Origin of the sequence: Ilumatobacter sp., assembly GCF_039969435.1 — a bacterium.
Lineage (GTDB): Bacteria > Actinomycetota > Acidimicrobiia > Acidimicrobiales > Ilumatobacteraceae > Ilumatobacter_A.
In genome coordinates this window covers 222,685-240,960 of record NZ_JBDVNU010000006.1, presented here as the reverse complement: position 1 = coordinate 240,960, position 18,276 = coordinate 222,685, and the positions used below count along the sequence as shown (strand labels likewise).

Below are 18,276 nucleotides of genomic sequence, written 5' to 3'. Positions count from 1 at the left end.
TGGCGGCGACCGCGGCAGACGCCCTTCCGCCACCGGTCGCCCACCGGGACAGGAGGCTCGATCCGTGGTGGGTAGCTTTCCTGCGTGATCGAATCGACGACTGCGACGGCCACGACCCACGACGGACTCGATCAGTTCCGGCGTCGGTGGTCTCCGACAGGTGAACCTCGAGCGGCGATGGTGCTGGTGCACGGGATCGGGGAGCACGCCCAGCGCTACGAACACGTCGGGGTGGCGTTCGCCGCTGCGGGGATCGACGTGCTCGCGCACGATCAGCGCGGGTTCGGCCGATCGGGCGGACCTCGGGCCTACGTCGACTCCTTCGGCGACTTCCTCACCGACATCGAGCCCCTGATCGCCGACCGTCGCGAACTCGGTGTGCCGGTGATCCTGCTGGGGCACTCGCTCGGTGGCCTGGTCGTCACGGCCTATCTCGTCAGCGACCGTCCACAGCCCGACCTCGCCGTGCTGTCCGCTCCCGCCCTCGCGGCGGAGTTGCCGGGGTGGCAGCGAGCCGGGGCTCCGCTGCTGGGCACGCTCTTCCCGAAGATGAAGGTCCCGGCCGACTTCGACGGCAACCTCCTGTCCCGGGACGTTCGGGTCCAGCAGGACTACGAGAGCGACCCACTGCGCGTTCCCGCTTCGACGGCACGGCTCGGACGCGAGATCCTGAACACGATGAAGGCCGTGGGCACGTCGCTCGATCGGCTCCGCATCCCGACCTACGTGTTGCACGGCGCCGACGATGCACTCGTGCCCGCGTCAGCCTCCGAGCCACTCGAGTCGCTTCCCAACGTGACCCGCCGCGTCTGGCCGGGGCTGCGTCACGAGTGCTTCAACGAACCCGAACGTGACGACGTGATCGGCGAGGTCGTCGCGTGGCTCGGGGCGCAACTCGCAACGTCGGAAGGATCCACGACATGACCGACGACGACCAGGGTCGGACCGACGACCCCCTGACCGACGACGACCAGGCTCTGACGGACGACCCCGCTCCCGACGACCCCGCTCCCGACGACCCCGACTCGGACGACTCGGTCGAGCGGGTGCACCGCGCGACCATCGAGTTCGGGCTCGATGCCGATCAGGCCGACGCCTTCCAGGCGCTCGTCGACAGCGTCACCGTCGACGGCGCCGACGAGGCGCACGTCGACCCCGCCACCGTGATCGCCGCGCTCGACGACCGGGCCGTGGCCGAAGCGGCGTGGACACGCTGGTCCGACGAGGATCTTCTCGGTCGCCCGCTCGATCGACTCGTCGAGTCGATCGCGGACGACGTGAGTCCGGGTGCCGCCTGGCTGCGGGCCCGGCACCACGCCTGGTTCTCCCGCACCGACGAGGCGATCGCCACGCTCGAAGCGGCTCGGTCGAGCGGCCACCACCTCGTGCTGTGCGAGCTCGCTGCGATCGAGGCCGACCGGGGCAACCCCGTGGCAGCGCGTGACCTGTTGCGCGAAGCCGACGTCGACGTCGAGATCGACCTCGACACCGAGTTCGACCCCTTCTCGGCCGACGACGGTTTCGGTGCCGAACTGGCCGAGGAGATCGCCCCGTTCGCCGCCATCCGTCCGCGACCGATGGCGGGCCGCAACGACCGGTGCCCGTGCGGATCCGGGAAGAAGTACAAGCAGTGCCACCTCGGCAACGAGATGCACCCCCTCGAGGACCGGGCGGGGTGGCTGTACGTCAAGCTGATGCGCTTCATCGGGGTCAACAACCCGAACTTCCCTGCCGTCATCGCCGACGACATCGTCGACGGGGTCGCCTCGGAGGATCTGCGGTCGATGGTCCACGAGTCGTACCTGCCGATCGACCTCGCACTGTTCGAGGGTGGCGTCGCCTCGTGGTTCCTCGGCGCGAAGCGGTCGCTGCTTCCCGCCGACGAGGTCGAGATGGTCCAGAGCTGGATCGATGCGAGCCGCAGCGTCTACGAGGTCGTCCGGTCCCGACCGGGGACGATGGACGTGATCGACCTCGCCACGCGCGAACGGATGACGGTGGTCGACACCGTCCCCGACGAACCGCTCGACACCGGCTGGAAGCTGATCGGACGGCTCGTACCGGTCGGCGACACGTACCGGGCGTTCGGTGGGTTCCTGCCGATCAACGACGACATGGCCGACTCGATGCTCGAGGGATTCGCCACACGCAAGCTGGAGACGGTCGCGATCACGATCGGTCAACTCTTCGAGGTCGCGGCCACCCAGGACGAGATCCAGGACATGTTCGCCGGCAGCCTCGACACGGGCGAGCTGGAGTCTCTGGCCCAGCAACTCGGCCTCGACACCGACGACACCGACGACACCGGCGCAGACGAAGAACCCGACGACGCGCCCTGAGCCCTCCGTGTGAAAAGTGGCTCAGCGGAGTTCGACGACCGTCCAACCGTCGAGTTCGTCGGTCGAACAGTCGGCGATGCTCTGTGCGTTCGTCACGAGGATGCGTTCGTCTGCCGACGAGGCATCGGGGAAGGCGTTGATCCCCTCGAACGAACACGGTCTGAATGCCTCCGTGCTCACCCACTCCAGGTCCGACTGATACCCGTGGATCGATGACGACGTGGCGCCGACCGTCGCCAGCGCGAACTCGGTGTGCTCCCGGTCGTCGATGCGATCGAGCTCCAGGGGAACCCGATTCAGCACACCGACCATCGGTTGCGAGGTGTCGACCACGACGAAGACCTGCTCGGTGTCGCGCGTCGCGCCGGTCACGGCGGTGAGTCCCGCGAACGCCGCCACGACCCCGACCGCCCAGATCGCCAACGGCTTCATCGACCGCACCTCACGGATGTCATCGGAGCAACGACGCCGGTCATCCGCCGGCGTTGAACAGAGCGGCGATCTTGAACTCCACGTCGTCCTGGTCCGCGTTGATGCTCGCGGCCTCGACGAGCGTGGAGAGTCGGCCGAGTTCGTCGAGGTCGGCTTCGAACCCGACGGTGTAGACGGGGATCCGCAGCCCGGCGATCGTGTTGTCGACGCTGCCGTACTCGAGCCCGTCGGTGGTCTGGCCGTCGGTGAGGACCACCAGGAGCGGCTTCACCTCCGGGTTCGCGGCAACCTCGGCTTCGAGCATCGACAGTCCCAGGACGATGCCGTCGTACATCGCCGTGCCACCGCCGGGCGAGAGGTCCTCGGCCACGGCCGTGTAGCCGCCCTGCTGATTGAGGTCGAACTCGGCGATCGGGAGCCGCAGCGATGCCCGGTCGTCGAACTCGACGATTCCCACACGGGTCTCGGGCTTGATGAACTCACGGGCCGACAGCATCGCGAGCTGCAGTGCTTCGATCCGGGTGCCGGCCATCGAACCGGACACGTCGACGACGAACACCGTCGACACGGGACGCCCGCCGTCCTTCTTGTCCTTCCAGATCGCCTGCGCCTCGATCAGCGTGGCCCCCGTCGGCGTTTCGACCGTGGCCGTGTAGTCGGGTGGGTCGAACCCGTACTCCCGACCGAGATCGGCGAAGTCGCTCTCGGCGAACTGTGCGAACAACTGGAGCGTCTCGGTCGCGGACGGGCCGATGTCGCCGACGGCGGACAGCGGGTTGTCGTGGCGCACACCGAACGGGATGAACACGTAACCGGACTGCAGCGAGTCGGTGTTGATGAACGTCTGGTACTCCATCACGAAGGTGTCGAGCGTGCCGGTGTCGCTCTCCACGGAGTCACGCATCTGCAGGGTGGTCAGTGCGACGAACGGCACCTGGCGCTGGAACTGTTCGAACACGCTCGCCACGTCGGGTGAGGTGATCCGTGCTTCGTCGCCGTCGGCGATCGCGTCGAGCACCGTCACCAGGAAGTTCAACCCGGTGCTCGACGCGAACGGATCTGTGTAGCCCATCACGAGGTCACCGGCGATCACGGCGTCGACGAGCGTTTCGGGAGTCGTCGCACCGTAGGCGGCTTCCACCTCGTCGGCCGTCTCGGTCTTCATCACGATTCCTGCGGTGTTGGACACCATCGACGCATCGATCTCGGACATCGGCTGGAACTCTGCAGCCATCTCGACCCACAACTGGTTCGACGGGCTGAATGCGTCGGGCAGGTAGCTGCCGCTCGCGATGAACTGGTAGCCGGTGCCCGACGCGATCTCACGGATCGTGACACCGGCGCGTTCCCCGTTGGCCAGGGTGATGTTCGCCGCGTTGAACGCCGTTGCGGCCTCGTTGATCCAGCCGTCGGTACCGTCACCCGACTTCTCGGTCGACGCGAAGATCTCGACCGCCGTGCTGTCGCCCGGTGCTTGCACCGACAGGTCGAACGTGTCGATCGGCGGGAGCGTGGCGGCGAGGTCGGCACCCGAGGGCGGGGGGATCGCAGCACGACGGGTGACCGTGTCGTCGATCCAGTCGATGTCGTCGGCGAACTCGTTCAGCGATGCGAGCGCTGCATCGCGCTCCAGTGGCTCGTCACCGTCCCCGCCGCCACCGCCACAGGACGCGACGACGACCAGTGCTGCGATGCCGATCGTCGCCGAGCGCTTGAAAGTGGATCTCATCGTGTCTCCTGTCGTGTCACGGGGTGACCTCGGGAACAGTACGTTCCACGGACGGCAATGCCTCGCGTCGTCGCCCGTCGATCTCGTTCAGTTCGACATCGATCTCGTCGAATGCCGCTCGCAGCGCGTCGAGTTCGATCGTCGTGTCGCCGCTGCTCCGAGCGCGAGGGCGATCGTCGGTGCGGAGTCGGATCCCGGTTGCTGCCATCAGTTCGGCGGTGGCTGCGTCGATCCGGTCGAACGCTGCGGAGTCGCCGGAGCGGCCCGCTGCGCCTGCCGCCGTCGAAGCGACCGCCAGCGCTCCGAGCGTGAGTTGGCAGGTGCGGTCGATGCCCGCGATCATCTCACGGTTGCTGCGCATCACCGATTCGATCGCGTCGGCGGCCTGATCGTTGACGAGTCTGGCCTGGTCGAGGTCGCGCATCCGTCGACGACAGGTGTCCAACAAGTCGTCCTCGAACAACGGTCGACGAGGGTCGTCGGGGGCCAGTTCGACATCGATCGCGAACACGAGCGCGTCGTCGAACGCCTGGACGTCGGCGACGGCTCGGCCGAGTGATGCCGACAGTTCGTGAAGTCGCTCCTGGTCTGCGCGCAGTGTGCTGTTGTCACGCGACAGGACTCCCCGCCCCTCCTCCAACGACTGGACGATCGATCCGATGCGGGCGCGCGAACTCTCGAGACGCCGGAGGTAACGGTCGGCGGGGGATCCGACTCCCGGCACCTTGCCGATGGCTCGAGCGAACCAGCCACGGTCGCGGTCCAGTTCCGACGGGTCGAGCGACTCGAGTGCGCGGCGGAGGTCGGCGAGTGAGCGAGCGATCTCGCCGCCCTCGGCGCGATGATCGTCGACATCGGCCCACGAGGTCCGCAGTGATGCGGCGACGCGGCCCGCCTCGTGCTGCACGTCGCGCCCGAGCGTCTCGACCGTATCGCGGGCGTCGTTGCATGCGGGATCGGCAGGGTCGAGCAGCAGCCACCGGGAGACGGCACGCGTGACGTCGTCTTCGTCCGCCCGTGCAGCGACGTCGTCGGAGGCGTGCATCGCCACGTTCTCGGACGGATCCCCGGTCGTCGTCCCGCCGGTCGCGTGGGTGGCGATGTCGCGCTGGCCGGCGGTCATGGCCCTTCTTCCGCATCGAGCAACCGGGCGCGGTCGGCGAGGTCGGCGAGTGCCGCCATGGCGGCGTCGACGTCCTCGGGACGTTGACCGACGGGAACGTCGGCCAGCGCGCTCGTCGTGCGGTCGAGCGTCGTGAGGGCCACCTCGTTCTGAGCCAGGAGGCGTTCGATCCGAGCCATCTGGTCGTCGCGAAGTTGTGTTCGCTGGGCCAACGACTCGCGCTCGCGAACCGCCGACTCCGTCTGCGCGCCCGAGCGATCCAACTCCGCGAGACGCCGTTTGATGTAGCCGGTGTCGATGCTCCCGACACTGTCGATGGCAACCGCCACTTCTCGCAGGTTGTCCAACGCGCTGCGGTACACCTGCTCCGACGTGGACACGTAGCGCGAGTACGTCAGCTCCGTGCGATCGAGCCGACGGTCGAGCACCTTGATCAGCGCTGCCCTCTTCTGCCCGAGTGCGATCAACTGCTCCAACGGCTGGGAATCGGAGATCCCGGAGAGTTCGGTGGCCAACGTCGCGGTCGCCATCCGGTCGTCCGACTCGACTTCGGGTACCGCGAACTGTCGACCAGACAGCGTGCCGGTCATCGACATGACGAGCGGCCAGCCGACGACGGCGAGCACGACCACGACGCCCATCGCGCCGATCATGACGGGGGGTGGATCGACGGCGACGACGAAGCCCGCTGCAAGAACCGCCAGAAGGGCACCGGCGACCCACGTGGGCGGGTACGTGAGCACCGCTTTCCACCACGACTGCGGCCCGGAACTCGTCATGTCTCGCACTGTCGTTCTTCGGCTGCCACGGTTCCTGCACGATAGTGAGTTTTCGATGTCGCGGACGTCTCACCGCCGGTCCGGTTCACGGCGCGTTCACGCTCCGTCACCACGATGCGAGCCATGACGACGACCGACCGCTCCCTCACCCTCGCGAAGAAGACCCTCCCACTCGTCGCCGCCGCCGTGCTCGCCATCGTGAACGTCGGCCCGCACGGGGGGATCTACCTCGTTCCGTTCCTCGTCGTCGCGCTCATCGGCATCGTGCAGGCCGTGCGCGTGAGCGGCCTGATCGGTGGCTTCGCCAGCAGCGACCGCCGACTGCACGGATCGGTCGCCGACACTGCGCCACGTGGCCGTGCCCTCGCCGACGAACTGCTCGACGACGGCTGAAGGCGACGCCCGACCACCCCTTCCCCGCAATCGCTCAGTCGCCGGCGCCGGCCGTGTTCGCGGGGACGAACTGGCTCGCCACGAACGACGCGCCCTGCGGATCTGCGATGGTGGTCGAGCGGACCCACGGGAGATCCATCGGCTCGGAGAGCACGGTGCCACCGAGTCGCGTCGCCGCCTCGGCCGCGGCGTCGCAGTCGTCGACACCGAACGTGACACCCCAGTGGGCCGGCGTCTGGGTGTCCGCATCGTCGATCCGCACCACGCTGGCCACGACGTTCTCGAAGCCGGTCGGGGCACCCATCGCCGCCATGTTCTCGCGCATCCCGGGGTTCGACGCCTCGAGGAAGTCGCCGTAGGCAGGCAACGCCCACATGAACGCTCCGGGCCCGATCTCCTGCAGTTCCCAACCGAACACCGCGCCGTAGAAGGCGGCGGCCCGGTCGACGTCTCGGGTGTGGAGGTCGTTGAAGGTCACGCCTCCGTGTTCGTTGACCGCGAGCGAACCGCGGTGCGCGCCGGCCTGCCAGATCCGGATCAGAGCACCTTCGGGGTCGGTGAACGAGGCCGAACGTCCGGAGTCGAACACGTCGAAGGGCTCGTCGACGACCGAGCCGCCGGCCGCCTCCGCCGCTGCGACGGTGGCGTCGGCGTCGTCCACCCAGACGTAGGTGTTCCACGACGCCGTCGTCGTCGTTCCCTCGGTCATCGAACCGACCGCCGCGGCGTCGCGTCCACCGATTCGCGCCATGAAGTACTGACCGGGAGCGTCGGCGGGCATCGTGTCCTCGCAGTCCCACCCGAAGAGTCCCGAGTAGAAGTCGGCGGCTGCCGCCGGGTCGGGGAACGCTGCGTCGGCCCAGCACGGCACTCCCGCGATGTATCGGTCCTGGTCGGTCATGTGATTCTCCTTCGGGTCGTCGGGGCACGGAGGCCACCGAACTGGAGAGATCAACGTACGAAACGACCCGGACGGATCCTGTCCGCAATGGCCGATCATTCGGGTGACGGTGACACCTCGCTCGCTGCGAGGAGTCGGCGGGCCACCTCCGCGACGGCAGCGCGGAGTTCGCTGCTGTCGACGACCCGGAACGGATGCGGGATGCCGGCGAGCCATTCCCCGGCGTACATCGCGACGTTGCTGGTCGTCCCGCGCAGGATGCAGCGTGCGCCGTCGTCGAGCGGTTCCAGGATGCCCATCGACCGCGTGATCCACGGAGCGACATCGGCGTACGCCGCGTCGAATTCGACGGTGGTCGAGTGCGCCCACCCGCTGGCGAGGTGGTTCTCCAGCCATTCGACCGGGTTCAGGTCGACGGGGACGTCGACGTCGGTGTTCAGTTCGATGAGGTCGGTGATGCGATCGACCCGGTAGGCGCGGGCTGCATCACTGTCGTGGACATACGCGAGGAGGTACCAACGTCCGTGTCGCACCACGACGGCCCAGGGATCCACACGTGCCTCGATCGATCTCCCGGCACCCGTCGTGTAGTCGATTCGTGCGCCACGTCGGTGGGCGACGACCTCCACGAGGCGGGCGATGATGTCCGGATCGGGGCGGACGGCTCGCTGGTCCGGCGCTGCGCGGGCATGGTCGCGCACGAGCGCCGCCTGCTGCGCGGTCGACGCCGGCAGCGACCCGATCAGCTTGCCGAGTGCGGCACCGACCGGATCGTCGGCGTCAGCGGCGGCGTGGTGTCCATCGAGCACCGCCATGACGAGCCCGAGTGCTTCACTGCTGGTGAAGACGATCGGAGGAGGGGTGAGGGACCGACCGAGTCGGTAGCCACCCGACCGGCCCAGGGTCGAGTCGACGGCGACGTGGGCATCGCGCAGGATCGAGATGTATCGACGCACCGCTCGGTCCGACACACCGAGTCGATCAGCGAGCCCTCGCGAGGTGATCCCTGGTCGGGTCTGGAGGACCAGCAGCGTGCGGATCACGTTGGCGGTCGTGCTCGTTCCCGAATCCACATCACGAGTCTAAAGAGGACGCAGATCGTCCTGGTTCTGTTCTACCGTCGTCGACATGGACATCGTGCTGATCGCCGGGCTGTGGCTCCCGGCAACCGTGTGGGACCGCGTGGCGGACGAACTTCGACGACGGGGGCACCGACCCACGGCGGTCACGTTGCCCGGGGTCGACGACGGGTCGACGACGGCGACCCTCGAGGACCAGCTCGCCGCAGTGCTCGCAGTCGTGGACGATGCCGGCGAACAGGTGGTGGTCGTCGGTCATTCTGCTGCGTCGACGCTGGCATGGCTCGCAACCGACCGCAGACCCGACGCCGTCGCGACCGCGGTGATGATCGGCGGCTTCCCGAATGCGACCGGCACGCCATATGCCGACTTCTTCGCAGTCACCGACGGGATCATGGCGTTTCCCGGCTGGGGACCCTTCGAGGGCCCCGACAGCGATGATCTCGACGCGTCCGCCCGTCGGCATCTCGAATCGATCGCGGTCCCGGTTCCCGAGTCGGTCGCCCGCGCGACGGTCGAGTTGGTCGACGAGCGCCGATATGCCGTCCCCGTCACGCTGGTGTGCCCCGAGTTCGGTCCCGACGAAGCCCGGGCCTGGCTCGCCGACGGCCAGCTCCCCGAACTGGCGAGAACCGACCAGGTCCGGTTCGTCGACATCGACTCCGGTCACTGGCCGATGATCACCCGCCCCGAGGGACTGGCCGAGATCCTCGACGACATCGCCACGACGAACGCCGACGTTGCAGGCTGACACGATGACGCTCACCGTCACCGAACTCGACGCATCGACGTGGCACCTGTTCGCCGAACTGGTCGAGCGCAACAACGGCGTCTTCGGCGGCTGCTGGTGCATCGGCTTCCACCCCGAAGCGCCGGAGAAGGGTCTCGACCATCGGTCGGCCAAGCGCGAACGTGTCGAATGCGGACGCGCGCACGCCGCGCTCGTGCTCGACGATGCAGGGGTCGCTCAGGGATGGTGCCAGTGGGGCGACCCCGAGGAACTGTCGAACATCAAGCACGGTCGCGTCTACCGCAAGGAACCGCCGCCGGTTCCCGATTGGCGGATCACGTGCTTCTACGTCGACACCAGGCATCGCGGTCGTGGCGTCGCCCGCGCCGCGCTCGGCGGGGCACTCGATCAGATCGCACGAGCAGGCGGCGGACTCGTCGAGGCCATTCCCGAGGTCACCGCCGGGCGCACCGCCCACGGTCGCTTCCTGTACTCGGCCACCCTCGAACTGTTCGAGGACTTCGGCTTCACCCGCCGCCGACAGGTCGGCAAGCACGCCTGGATCGTCGACACCACCATCCCACCGGCACAGGAGAACGCACCCTGAGCGAGAAGTCCACCGACCGAGACCTCGCCGGAGCGGAGTTCCGGGGAGTCGACCGAATCAGTTCTTCTTCTGGTTGAGCAGCGCCGTCACGGCCTTGCCGTCGGCCTGGCCCTTCGACGCCTTCATCACGGCACCGACCAACGCACCCATCGCCTTGCCTTCCCCGGCGCAGAACTTCTCCCACGCGTCGGGTTGGTCTGCGATCGCGGCATCGACCATCGACTCGAGCTCCGACGTGTCCATCGCCTCGAAGCCGAGCGCTGCGGCGATCGCTTCGGGGTCGCGCTCGTGGTCGCCCGCGATCATCGCCTCGACGACGGTCTTGGCCTGCGTCGCCGTGACCGCGCCGCTGAGCTCCATCGACGTGAGCGTGGCGAGCGAGCTGGCGGGCACGACGGTCGAGAGGTCCGGCGCCTCCTTCACGTGCTTCAGGGCGAGGGCGACGTCACCGCCCTGCGTCCCCGCTCGCAGCACGTACTCGTCCTGATCCCGCTCGACGACGAGGAGCACCGCGTCGGAGTTCGCCGGCTCACCCGACGCCTCGGCGAGGGTGGCTCGACGGGCGGCCGGCAGCGGCGGGAGCGACGCACGCACCCGTTCGATCCATTCGGGTCCGGGGTCGACGGTGACGAGGTCGGGTTCGAGGAAGTACCGGTAGTCGTCGGCGTCCTCCTTCGAGCGCAGCGTGTGGGTCTTGCCGTCGTTCTCGTCCCAGTGGCGCGTCTGCTGGACGACGGGCTCGCCCGCTTCGTGCAACGCGATCTGGCGCTTCGCCTCGTACTCGATGGCGCGGCCGACCGAGCGCACCGAGTTGACGTTCTTGATCTCGCAGCGCGTGTTGAAGTCGGCGCCCGGCTTGCGCACGCTCACGTTCGCGTCGACGCGCATCGAGCCTTCCTCCATCTTGGCGTCGGACGCCCCCACGGCGACGAGGATCGCCCGGAGCTCGGACACGTAGGCCTTGGCCTGTTCCGGGTGGCGGATGTCGGGCCGGCTGACGATCTCCACCAGCGGCACGCCGGCGCGGTTGAAGTCGATGAGCGAGTAGTCGGAGCCGTGGATGCGACCTCCGGGTCCGCCCACGTGGGTGGACTTGCCCGTGTCCTCCTCGAGGTGACCGCGCTCGATGCCGACACGGAACCCGTCGGGCAGATCGAGCCAGCCGTCGGCGTTGATCGGCTCGTCGTACTGGCTGATCTGGTACGCCTTGGGCATGTCCGGGTAGAAGTAGTTCTTGCGCGCGAACGTCGACTTCTGCACCCGACAGTTGAGGGCGAGGCCGAGGCGCATCGCGAGTTCCACCGCCTGGCGGTTCAGCACGGGCAGTGCGCCCGGGAGCCCGAGTGTGACGGGGTCGATGTTGGTGTTCGGCTCGTCGCCGAAACGGTTCGGCGACGCCGAGAACAGCTTGGTCTGCGTCGCGAGTTCCACGTGCACCTCGAGCCCCACGACCATCTCGTAGCCCCGATGCTCCCAGCGTTCGTGTTCGTCGTTCGAGGGGAAGTATCCGTCGTCGTTGACGTACATCGGCTGCCCGGTCATGATCTCACTCCTTCTCGTTCGCGTGAGGTCGTTGCGGTCGTGGGCCGCACGGACCTCCCGCGAACACTGCGATCGGTGGTCGGGTCGGCGGCGCTCACGACCCGGACCCCTGCTGCTGCTGATCCTGCATGTACCGCTCCAGTTCGGCGGCGACCCGGAACATCGTGTGGTCCTGCAGTGCCGGCGCGAGGACCTGCACACCGACCGGCAGGCCGCCGTCGCCGGAGCCGAACGGCACGCTCATCGCTGGATCACCGGACAGGTTGGACGGGATGGTGTACGTGTCGCACAGGTACATGGCGAGTGGATCGGACGACTTGTCGCCGATCTCGAACGCGACCGTGGGCGATGCCGGCGTGAGCAGCACGTCGGCCTTCGCGTAGGCGGACGCGAAGTCGTCGGCGATCAGGCGGCGGACCCTCTGGGCCCGCCCGTAGTAGGCCTCCTGGTAGCCGGCCGACAGCGCATAGGTGCCGAGCATGATCCGGCGCTTGACCTCGGCACCGAAGCCGTCGGTGCGGGTCGCCATGTACATCTGGTTCGTGTCGGGCGCACTGGTGCGACTGCCGAAGCGCACACCGTCGAAGCGGGCGAGGTTGCTCGACGCCTCGGCAGGTGCGATGAGGTAGTAGGCGGTGAGGCCGTATCCGAAGGCGGGCACCGCGACGTCGACGATCTCCGCTCCGGCGGCAGCGAGGGCATCGAATGCCTCGTCGAGGCGGGCCTGGACGTCGGGGCTCGCTCCGGTCGGGAGGTCGGTGATCCGTCCGACGCGGAGTCCGGCCGCGCCCATCTGCAACTTCGAACGCAGGTCGAGCGGCGGGCGCTCGATGCTGGTGGAGTCGCCGGGGTCGTGCCCCGAGATCGCCTCGAGCGTGAGGGCGGCGTCGTCGACCGAGTGCGCGAACGGGCCGATCTGGTCGAGGCTCGACCCGAAGGCGATCAATCCGAGGCGGCTGACGGCGCCGTACGTGGGCTTCACGCCGACGGTTCCGCAGAGTGCCGCGGGTTGGCGGATGGACCCACCGGTGTCGGAACCGAGGCTCACCGATGCGAACCCCGCGGCCACGGCGGCCGCCGAACCGCCCGAGGATCCTCCGGGCACGCGAGTCGTGTCGTGCGGGTTGCGCGTCGGGCCGAACGCCGAGTTCTCGGTGCTCGACCCCATCGCGAACTCGTCGAGGTTGGTCTTGCCGATCACCACGGCGCCCGCCTCGCGCAGACGTGTGACGACGGTTGCGTCGTAGGGCGGCTTCCAGTCGCCGAGGATCCTGGACGAGCACGTGGTGGGGATGCCCCGGGTGCACATGTTGTCCTTGAGCGCCACGGGCACCCCGGCGAGGATTCCGGGATCGCCGCCCCCGGCGACGATGGCGTCGACCTCCGCAGCCCGCTCGCGGGCGAGGTGGGCGAGCACCAGGTTGAAGGCGTGGATCTCGTCCTCACGAGCGTCGATGCGGGCGAGGTGGTCGTCGAGCACGTCGACGGCGCGCAGGGTCCCGTGGCGCACTCCCTCGGCGATCTGCGTCGCCTGCACAGCGGGTTCGGAACCGGCAGTGGTGTCGCTCATCGTCAGTCGTCCAGACCGATGATCGGCGGGACGCGGAACCGGTCGTCCTCGGCGAGCGGCGCAGCCGCCAGGACCTCGTCACGATCGAGCACCTCACCGATGACGTCGTCACGCATCACGTTGACGAGGTGGGTCGGGTTGTTCATCGGCTCCACGCCGTCGAGGTCGAGCGCATCGATGTCGGCGAAGTGGTCGAGCATCGCAGCGAGTTCGACGGTCGCGGTGGCGAGTTCGTCGTCGGTGAGCGTGAGTCGGGCCAGCGTGGCCACCTTGCTCACGTCGGCGGTGGTGATCCGTTCTGGCACCCGAGCGAGGCTACCCGTGCCCGCGATCCCGACCCCGGGCGGATTCGTGAAGGAGTGCCGCCCGACGCCGCCGGGCGGCTCCGCGATCGCCGGATGTCACCGGTGCCGTTCGATCCAACGTGCATTCGAACCGAGAGCGCCGGTTCTGAGACGATGTCGCCCATGACCGCACGTGACACCCTGACCGCCATCGCCGGACCCACCGGGGACATCGGCGCCTCCTTCTACTTCCACCCGGCGACCGTTGCCGCCGGCAAGGAATTGGGGCTGAACGGCTTCACCTTCTACATCCTCGGGCGCGGCGGTGCGCTCGGTGACGTGCCGGCGGCCGTCGTGTCGGCCGCCTTCGGCTACTTCAACCCCGACACGATCGCCAGCGCATGGGACAAGGCGAGCGAGACGATGTCGCCGTCGGCAGCGGGCCAGGCGTACTTCGACGAGTGCGGTCGGCGCGGCAGTGAACTCTTCGCCGGCATCGATCCGGACGTTCTCGAGGCGTACGTGGAGGCGGCCGACATCGTCATCGATCACGCCGATCTCGCGGCCCTCCCGCTCTTCGCCGGCACCTCACGCCTCACCTGCAGCGACGACATCGCAGGGCGCGCCATGCAGAAGGCCGCCGTGCTGCGCGAACTGCGCGGCAGCGTGCACCTCTGCGCCGTGCTCGCCAGCGGACTCAGCGATGCGCAGGCGCACGCGATCAAGCGACCGGGCGACGTGGCGATGTTCGGTTGGGAGGAGGCGCCGTCCGTCCCGGTCGACGGCGACGAGCGCATGGACGCCGCCGAGGAACTCACCAACACGATGCTGGAACGAGCGTTCTTCGCACTCACGTCCGAGCAGGCCGACGCTCTCGTCGCCGGCACGACCGCGATGCACGCCGCGATCCGACCCGCCTCCTGAACCTCCGGCGATCCGTCCCGACCTCTGTTGATCCGTCCCGGACGGATCAACAGAGGTCGGGACACGATCGACGTTGACGAATCGACGTTGACGGTCGGCTGCGGTGTGGGCACGATGGCCCGATGACGACCTGGGTGCGAGCACCGGAGGCAGCGCGACGCCTCGGCGTGACCACGGAGACGTTGTACTCCTACGTCAGTCGCGGCCGCGTCCATCGCACACTCGGATCCGACGGCAGATCGTCGCTGTTCGACGTCGCCGAACTCGACGCGCTCGCCGCTGCGTCCTCGCGGCCGACCCGACCGCCGTCGACGATCGACGTGCGGATCTCGACGTGCATCACGCAGCTCGACGAAGCGGGGATCCGGTACCGCGGCGTGTCGCTCGACGACCTGGTCGACGAACCGTTCGAGCGAGTGTGTGACCTGCTGTGGCACGGGTCGCTGGGCGACCTCACCGGGTGCGCGCTCCGGTCGTTGCCGCCGGCCGCCCCCTGCGGTGCGCCGACGAGCGTGATCTCGCTGATCCGGCTCGCCACCGACATCGACGCCGGCTCCACTCCCACGGAGACCGCCGTGCGGTTCCTGGACGCCATCGCTCCGCGATCCTTCCCGACCGAAGATCGCTCCTCGTTCGCCGCACGCCTGACACGCCGATGGGTGGACGATCCGTCGCCGGCCCTCGTCCGGGCGGTGAACTCGACGCTCGTGCTCCTGGCCGATCACGAGTTGGCCACGAGCACGCTCTCCGTGCGCGTCGCCACGTCGGTGAGAGCCTCGCCTGCGGCGTCGTTGATCGCCGGTCTCGCCACCGTCGAGGGCGATCTCCACGGTGCCGCGTCGTTCCACGTGCACCGGATGTTCGAGCGGATCGAAGCCGCCGGACCCGAACGGGTGCTCACCGACCACCGGCGTCGCCGAGAACCGGTCCCGGGCTTCGGACACAAGATCTACCGCGACCGCGATCCGAGGTTCTCGTTGCTCCTCGACCGCGTTCGTGATCTGCCCGACCCACACGATCGCCGGGGTGTGGTCGACGACACCGTCCGGGCGGCGGGTGCGCTGGTCGGCCGGCTGGCGAACGTCGACCTCGCGCTCGGCGCACTCACCTACGTCGCCGGACTACCGCCCGGTGCGCCGCTCTTCGCCGTTGCCCGAGTCGCCGGCTGGACGGCCCACCATCTCGAAGAACTCGAGGAGCGCCCGCTCCGCTTCCGTGGCCTCGCCCGCTGACCGACCGACCTCTGTCGCTCCGTCCCGGACGAAACAACAGAGGTCGGCTTCAGGACCGATCGTCGAGGATCGACTCGATCCGTGAGGCCAGGTGTTCACCCATCGCCACCAACAGATCGAACTCGACCTCGGACAGGTACTGGTCCCCCGTCGAGTAGTCGGGGAACGGTGGGTTGGCGGCGGCGAACTGGCGGAGTTCGGAAGGGGCGGTGTCGCTGATCTGCGCTTTGGCATAGATCAGCCGGGTGCGATGAACGACGCGACGGTCCGGTCCCTCCCGGAAGCTGGCCACGCCCGTGGTCACGCAGTCGATCGCCACGTCGCGGTCGCGCCACTCGACCGGCTTCCAGTCGATGTCGACCTGCACGTCGAGTTCCACGTCGGCGAGTTCGATCGCGCCCTTCATCGTCCCGAACCCGCCGGGCCGATCGCCGCTCGCGTCGAGGACGATGATCCGGTCGGGTCGTTCGCGCAGTTGTTCGACGAAGCCCAGGTTGTCGCGATGGCCACCGTCGGCGACGTAGAGGAACGCGTCGTCGTCCGGGTCGTACCGGTTGAACAGTTCCTTCACGAAGTATCCGAGGTGGATGCGGGGCGACCGGTCGCGATCGATGAACCAGTCGGCGCGCTTCGGGTTCGGCACCCACATCCCGAGGCGGAAGTTGACGGCGGCGAGCAGCGAGTTCGTGGTTCCGTACGACTGGCGACCCATCGCCGACGCGAACGCCGCACCCGCGAGCGCCATCGAACGCGACACCACCCAGCTGCGCGGGTAACCCTCCCACGACGATCCTCCCGGATACCCGATCCACTGCGCCGACGCTCCGTCGTGCAGGGTGACCCCCGCAGCTCGGAAGCTGAAACCGAGAGCCGGGAGGCCACCTGCCTGCAGCGTGCTCGAATGGGCGGTCCCGCACAGCACCAGTTCGGGTCCCGGATCGTTGCGGTACTCCGCCCACAGCGGCTCGTCGGCGTATCGGATTCCGGGCAGGAAGGTCTCGGCGAGCCGTTTGCGGTAGACGCCGTTGAGCGTCAACCGGTGCGAGGGCAGGACGTCGACGACGACGAGCCACGCGACCGCCACCGCCGGAACCCAGGATCCACGGAAGAAGCGTTCGAGGTTCGCCTGGTCGTCGGCGACCTTGCCCGCCAGCAACAGCAGTCCGACGCCGAGGGCCACGCCACCGAGTCGACTCCACCGCTTCTTGATCTGGGCCGTCAGCAGCTTCTGGATCGCAGTGATCAACCCGACGGCCGACAGCAGACCGAGCACACCGGCATTGGTCTCGGCCGATCCGTTGCGCAACAGCGACAGCACGGGCCGCCCGTACCGGATGCCGACGGGCACGGCGACGAGGGCGACGAGGAGCAGCCCACCGACCCCGCCCGCCAAGGTGATCACGGCCGTCGCGCGAGCCCGTGTGCGTGTGTCGTAGGTCGTCCGGCTGAGCAGGAACACGATTCCGGCGAACACGACGGGGATCAGCCCGGGCAGGACGAGACGCCACGCCAGCAGGCTCGACAGCGATGTGGCCGTGCCCTCGCCGTTCGAGAATCCGGGGTGCACCGACCAGTTGCGGGTGAGCCTCCCGGCGAGCCAGCCGACGAGGACCGCACCGGAGACCACGCTCCCGAGGACCACGACCGTGCGCGCCGCGGCACCGACGGCCCCGCCGACGATCGACCCGACCCCGTTGTCGAGGTAACGGCGACGCTCGCGCACGTGACGGAACCACGGATCGTCCTCGCCGAACAGATCGACGCGGCCGTCCCGATGGCTCGTCGCCCGCCAGCCACCGGCAGTGAAGCCGCCACCGGACACCGCGTGCAGCCAGCGGGCACGCTGGAACGTGCCCGTGCCGCTCAACCCGCGGAACGCACCGATCATCACCGCGGCCGACCGGATGCCACCACCCGAACACGTGATGCCGAGCACCTCCCCCGGCACGTGATCGGACACGTCGTCGGCTCGTCGCGTCGGCGCGGGCGGCACACCGAGTGCCCCGTCGGCGAGACCGAGGATCCGACGCATCGTCGGCCGGATCACCGGCGCCAGCCCTGGCCCGATCACCAGACCGAGGAGGCCGACGAGAGCGACGAGGTAGGCGATCCACTTCCACCAGGCGATCGCGGCGACGGCGTGGGTGACGATCGTGGGCGGGAGCGAGTCGATCCAGATCAGCTGGGCACCGGTTTCGATCAGATCGAGTACACCGGCGGCGACGGCAGCGATCGCCATGTGCCGCCAGATGAAGCGGTCACCACGTCGACGCATCGGTGCCCAGTACCGGTGCCCGGTGCGCAGGAGGAGGAATCCGACGACCGCGAACGACGAGAGGAACACGAGATCGAGGACGAGTGCGATCCGAGCATCGGACAGATCGACCGAGTCGATCGTGGTCTCGCTTCCGGGCGCGTACACGAACCATCCGCCGGCGGCCCCGCCGCCACGAGCGGCGTACACCCACCGGTCCGGCGTGCCCGCGAAGTACAGCCGTGACAGGTAGCCCGGAGGCACGAACGCACCGATCGCGAGGAACGGCACGAGCGGGACCAGAGCAGTGAGCCCCCACCACCGACTCGGCGCGCGCTCCTCCCCCACCCGCTGAACA

The 18,276-nt window shown here is 68.5% G+C and carries 17 protein-coding genes; 7 read left to right on the top strand and 10 right to left on the bottom strand.

All coding sequences use genetic code 11. From position 1 onward, the window contains the following. The first annotated feature begins 84 nt into the window (after positions 1-84). Together ABJK40_RS01985 and ABJK40_RS01980 are read left to right on the top strand one after the other, a co-directional pair. Positions 85-924, top strand: a complete 840-nt coding sequence (locus ABJK40_RS01985) for a lysophospholipase (protein WP_348478135.1) — start codon at positions 85-87, stop codon at positions 922-924. Further along, on the top strand, positions 921-2,339 hold the full coding sequence (locus ABJK40_RS01980) for an SEC-C domain-containing protein (RefSeq protein WP_348478134.1): 1,419 nt from the start codon (positions 921-923) through the stop codon (positions 2,337-2,339). Before ABJK40_RS01985 ends, ABJK40_RS01980 begins: the two co-directional genes overlap by 4 nt. Positions 2,340-2,360: 21 nt before the next feature. Here the strand turns inward: ABJK40_RS01980 and ABJK40_RS01975 are convergent, their stop codons facing one another. Genes ABJK40_RS01975 through ABJK40_RS01960 form a run of 4 tightly spaced genes read right to left on the bottom strand, consistent with a single transcriptional unit; the run spans position 2,361 to position 6,402 of the window. Beyond that, entirely contained in the window at positions 2,361-2,771 is a 411-nt protein-coding gene (locus tag ABJK40_RS01975) for a hypothetical protein (RefSeq protein ID WP_348478133.1), read from the bottom strand. 40 nt (positions 2,772-2,811) lie between these two features. Then, entirely contained in the window at positions 2,812-4,500 is a 1,689-nt protein-coding gene (locus ABJK40_RS01970) for a vWA domain-containing protein (protein WP_348478132.1), read from the bottom strand. Between the two features lie 16 nt (positions 4,501-4,516). Beyond that, positions 4,517-5,623: a toxic anion resistance protein gene (locus ABJK40_RS01965; protein WP_348478131.1), complete on the bottom strand. Its 1,107-nt coding sequence runs from the start codon at positions 5,621-5,623 to the stop codon at positions 4,517-4,519. Beyond that, positions 5,620-6,402 carry a hypothetical protein gene (locus tag ABJK40_RS01960; protein WP_348478130.1) on the bottom strand — a complete coding sequence of 261 codons (783 nt, stop codon included), beginning with the start codon at positions 6,400-6,402 and terminating at the stop codon, positions 5,620-5,622. Before ABJK40_RS01960 ends, ABJK40_RS01965 begins: the two co-directional genes overlap by 4 nt. A 123-nt stretch (positions 6,403-6,525) precedes the next feature. On the opposite strand from ABJK40_RS01960, the gene ABJK40_RS01955 reads away from it, so the two are divergent. Beyond that, a complete protein-coding gene (locus ABJK40_RS01955) occupies positions 6,526-6,795 on the top strand; it encodes a hypothetical protein (RefSeq protein ID WP_348478129.1) in 270 nt (89 codons plus the stop codon). Positions 6,796-6,829: 34 nt separating this feature from the next. Here ABJK40_RS01955 and ABJK40_RS01950 read toward each other — a convergent pair whose 3' ends face one another. Together ABJK40_RS01950 and ABJK40_RS01945 are read right to left on the bottom strand one after the other, a co-directional pair. Beyond that, on the bottom strand, positions 6,830-7,696 hold the full coding sequence (locus ABJK40_RS01950; protein ID WP_348478128.1) for a VOC family protein: 867 nt from the start codon (positions 7,694-7,696) through the stop codon (positions 6,830-6,832). Positions 7,697-7,791: 95 nt separating this feature from the next. Continuing rightward, on the bottom strand, positions 7,792-8,769 hold the full coding sequence (locus ABJK40_RS01945) for a WYL domain-containing protein (protein WP_348478127.1): 978 nt from the start codon (positions 8,767-8,769) through the stop codon (positions 7,792-7,794). A 55-nt stretch (positions 8,770-8,824) separates the two neighbouring features. Here ABJK40_RS01945 and ABJK40_RS01940 point away from each other — a divergent pair, with 55 nt between their 5' ends. Both ABJK40_RS01940 and ABJK40_RS01935 read left to right on the top strand, forming a co-directional pair. Beyond that, on the top strand, positions 8,825-9,526 hold the full coding sequence (locus ABJK40_RS01940; protein ID WP_348478126.1) for an alpha/beta fold hydrolase: 702 nt from the start codon (positions 8,825-8,827) through the stop codon (positions 9,524-9,526). A gap of 4 nt (positions 9,527-9,530) precedes the next feature. Continuing rightward, positions 9,531-10,112: a GNAT family N-acetyltransferase gene (locus ABJK40_RS01935; protein WP_348478125.1), complete on the top strand. Its 582-nt coding sequence runs from the start codon at positions 9,531-9,533 to the stop codon at positions 10,110-10,112. Positions 10,113-10,169: 57 nt separating this feature from the next. Here the strand turns inward: ABJK40_RS01935 and gatB are convergent, their stop codons facing one another. The 3 genes from gatB to gatC all read right to left on the bottom strand — a co-directional run bounded on the left by gatB (position 10,170) and on the right by gatC (position 13,529). Beyond that, positions 10,170-11,567, bottom strand: a complete 1,398-nt coding sequence (gene gatB / locus ABJK40_RS01930) for an Asp-tRNA(Asn)/Glu-tRNA(Gln) amidotransferase subunit GatB (protein WP_348478142.1) — start codon at positions 11,565-11,567, stop codon at positions 10,170-10,172. Between the two features lie 181 nt (positions 11,568-11,748). After that, positions 11,749-13,224 carry an Asp-tRNA(Asn)/Glu-tRNA(Gln) amidotransferase subunit GatA gene (gatA, locus tag ABJK40_RS01925; RefSeq protein WP_348478124.1) on the bottom strand — a complete coding sequence of 492 codons (1,476 nt, stop codon included), beginning with the start codon at positions 13,222-13,224 and terminating at the stop codon, positions 11,749-11,751. Positions 13,225-13,226: 2 nt separating this feature from the next. Further along, positions 13,227-13,529, bottom strand: coding sequence for an Asp-tRNA(Asn)/Glu-tRNA(Gln) amidotransferase subunit GatC (gene gatC / locus ABJK40_RS01920; RefSeq protein ID WP_348478123.1), 303 nt, complete (start codon positions 13,527-13,529; stop codon positions 13,227-13,229). A gap of 162 nt (positions 13,530-13,691) precedes the next feature. On the opposite strand from gatC, the gene ABJK40_RS01915 reads away from it, so the two are divergent. Both ABJK40_RS01915 and ABJK40_RS01910 read left to right on the top strand, forming a co-directional pair. Beyond that, on the top strand, positions 13,692-14,432 hold the full coding sequence (locus tag ABJK40_RS01915) for a hypothetical protein (RefSeq protein ID WP_348478122.1): 741 nt from the start codon (positions 13,692-13,694) through the stop codon (positions 14,430-14,432). Positions 14,433-14,554: 122 nt separating this feature from the next. After that, positions 14,555-15,664, top strand: coding sequence for a citrate/2-methylcitrate synthase (locus tag ABJK40_RS01910; protein ID WP_348478121.1), 1,110 nt, complete (start codon positions 14,555-14,557; stop codon positions 15,662-15,664). 49 nt (positions 15,665-15,713) lie between these two features. Here ABJK40_RS01910 and ABJK40_RS01905 read toward each other — a convergent pair whose 3' ends face one another. After that, entirely contained in the window at positions 15,714-18,266 is a 2,553-nt protein-coding gene (locus ABJK40_RS01905; RefSeq protein WP_348478120.1) for a hypothetical protein, read from the bottom strand. Positions 18,267-18,276 lie beyond the last annotated feature (10 nt).

Excerpts from the sequence above, each read along its gene's own strand:
- ABJK40_RS01950 (WP_348478128.1), bottom strand. The coding sequence starts at position 7,696 with ATGACCGACCAGGACCGATACATCGCGGGAGTGCCGTGCTGGGCCGAC.
- ABJK40_RS01940 (WP_348478126.1), top strand. The coding sequence starts at position 8,825 with ATGGACATCGTGCTGATCGCCGGGCTGTGGCTCCCGGCAACCGTGTGG.
- ABJK40_RS01910 (WP_348478121.1), top strand. The coding sequence starts at position 14,555 with ATGACGACCTGGGTGCGAGCACCGGAGGCAGCGCGACGCCTCGGCGTG.
- ABJK40_RS01960 (WP_348478130.1), bottom strand. The coding sequence starts at position 6,402 with ATGACGAGTTCCGGGCCGCAGTCGTGGTGGAAAGCGGTGCTCACGTAC.
- ABJK40_RS01965 (WP_348478131.1), bottom strand. The coding sequence starts at position 5,623 with ATGACCGCCGGCCAGCGCGACATCGCCACCCACGCGACCGGCGGGACG.
- ABJK40_RS01970 (WP_348478132.1), bottom strand. The coding sequence starts at position 4,500 with ATGAGATCCACTTTCAAGCGCTCGGCGACGATCGGCATCGCAGCACTG.
- ABJK40_RS01975 (WP_348478133.1), bottom strand. The coding sequence starts at position 2,771 with ATGAAGCCGTTGGCGATCTGGGCGGTCGGGGTCGTGGCGGCGTTCGCG.
- gatB (WP_348478142.1), bottom strand. The coding sequence starts at position 11,567 with ATGGTCGTGGGGCTCGAGGTGCACGTGGAACTCGCGACGCAGACCAAG.
- ABJK40_RS01935 (WP_348478125.1), top strand. The coding sequence starts at position 9,531 with ATGACGCTCACCGTCACCGAACTCGACGCATCGACGTGGCACCTGTTC.
- ABJK40_RS01915 (WP_348478122.1), top strand. The coding sequence starts at position 13,692 with ATGACCGCACGTGACACCCTGACCGCCATCGCCGGACCCACCGGGGAC.
- ABJK40_RS01955 (WP_348478129.1), top strand. The coding sequence starts at position 6,526 with ATGACGACGACCGACCGCTCCCTCACCCTCGCGAAGAAGACCCTCCCA.
- ABJK40_RS01980 (WP_348478134.1), top strand. The coding sequence starts at position 921 with ATGACCGACGACGACCAGGGTCGGACCGACGACCCCCTGACCGACGAC.
- gatA (WP_348478124.1), bottom strand. The coding sequence starts at position 13,224 with ATGAGCGACACCACTGCCGGTTCCGAACCCGCTGTGCAGGCGACGCAG.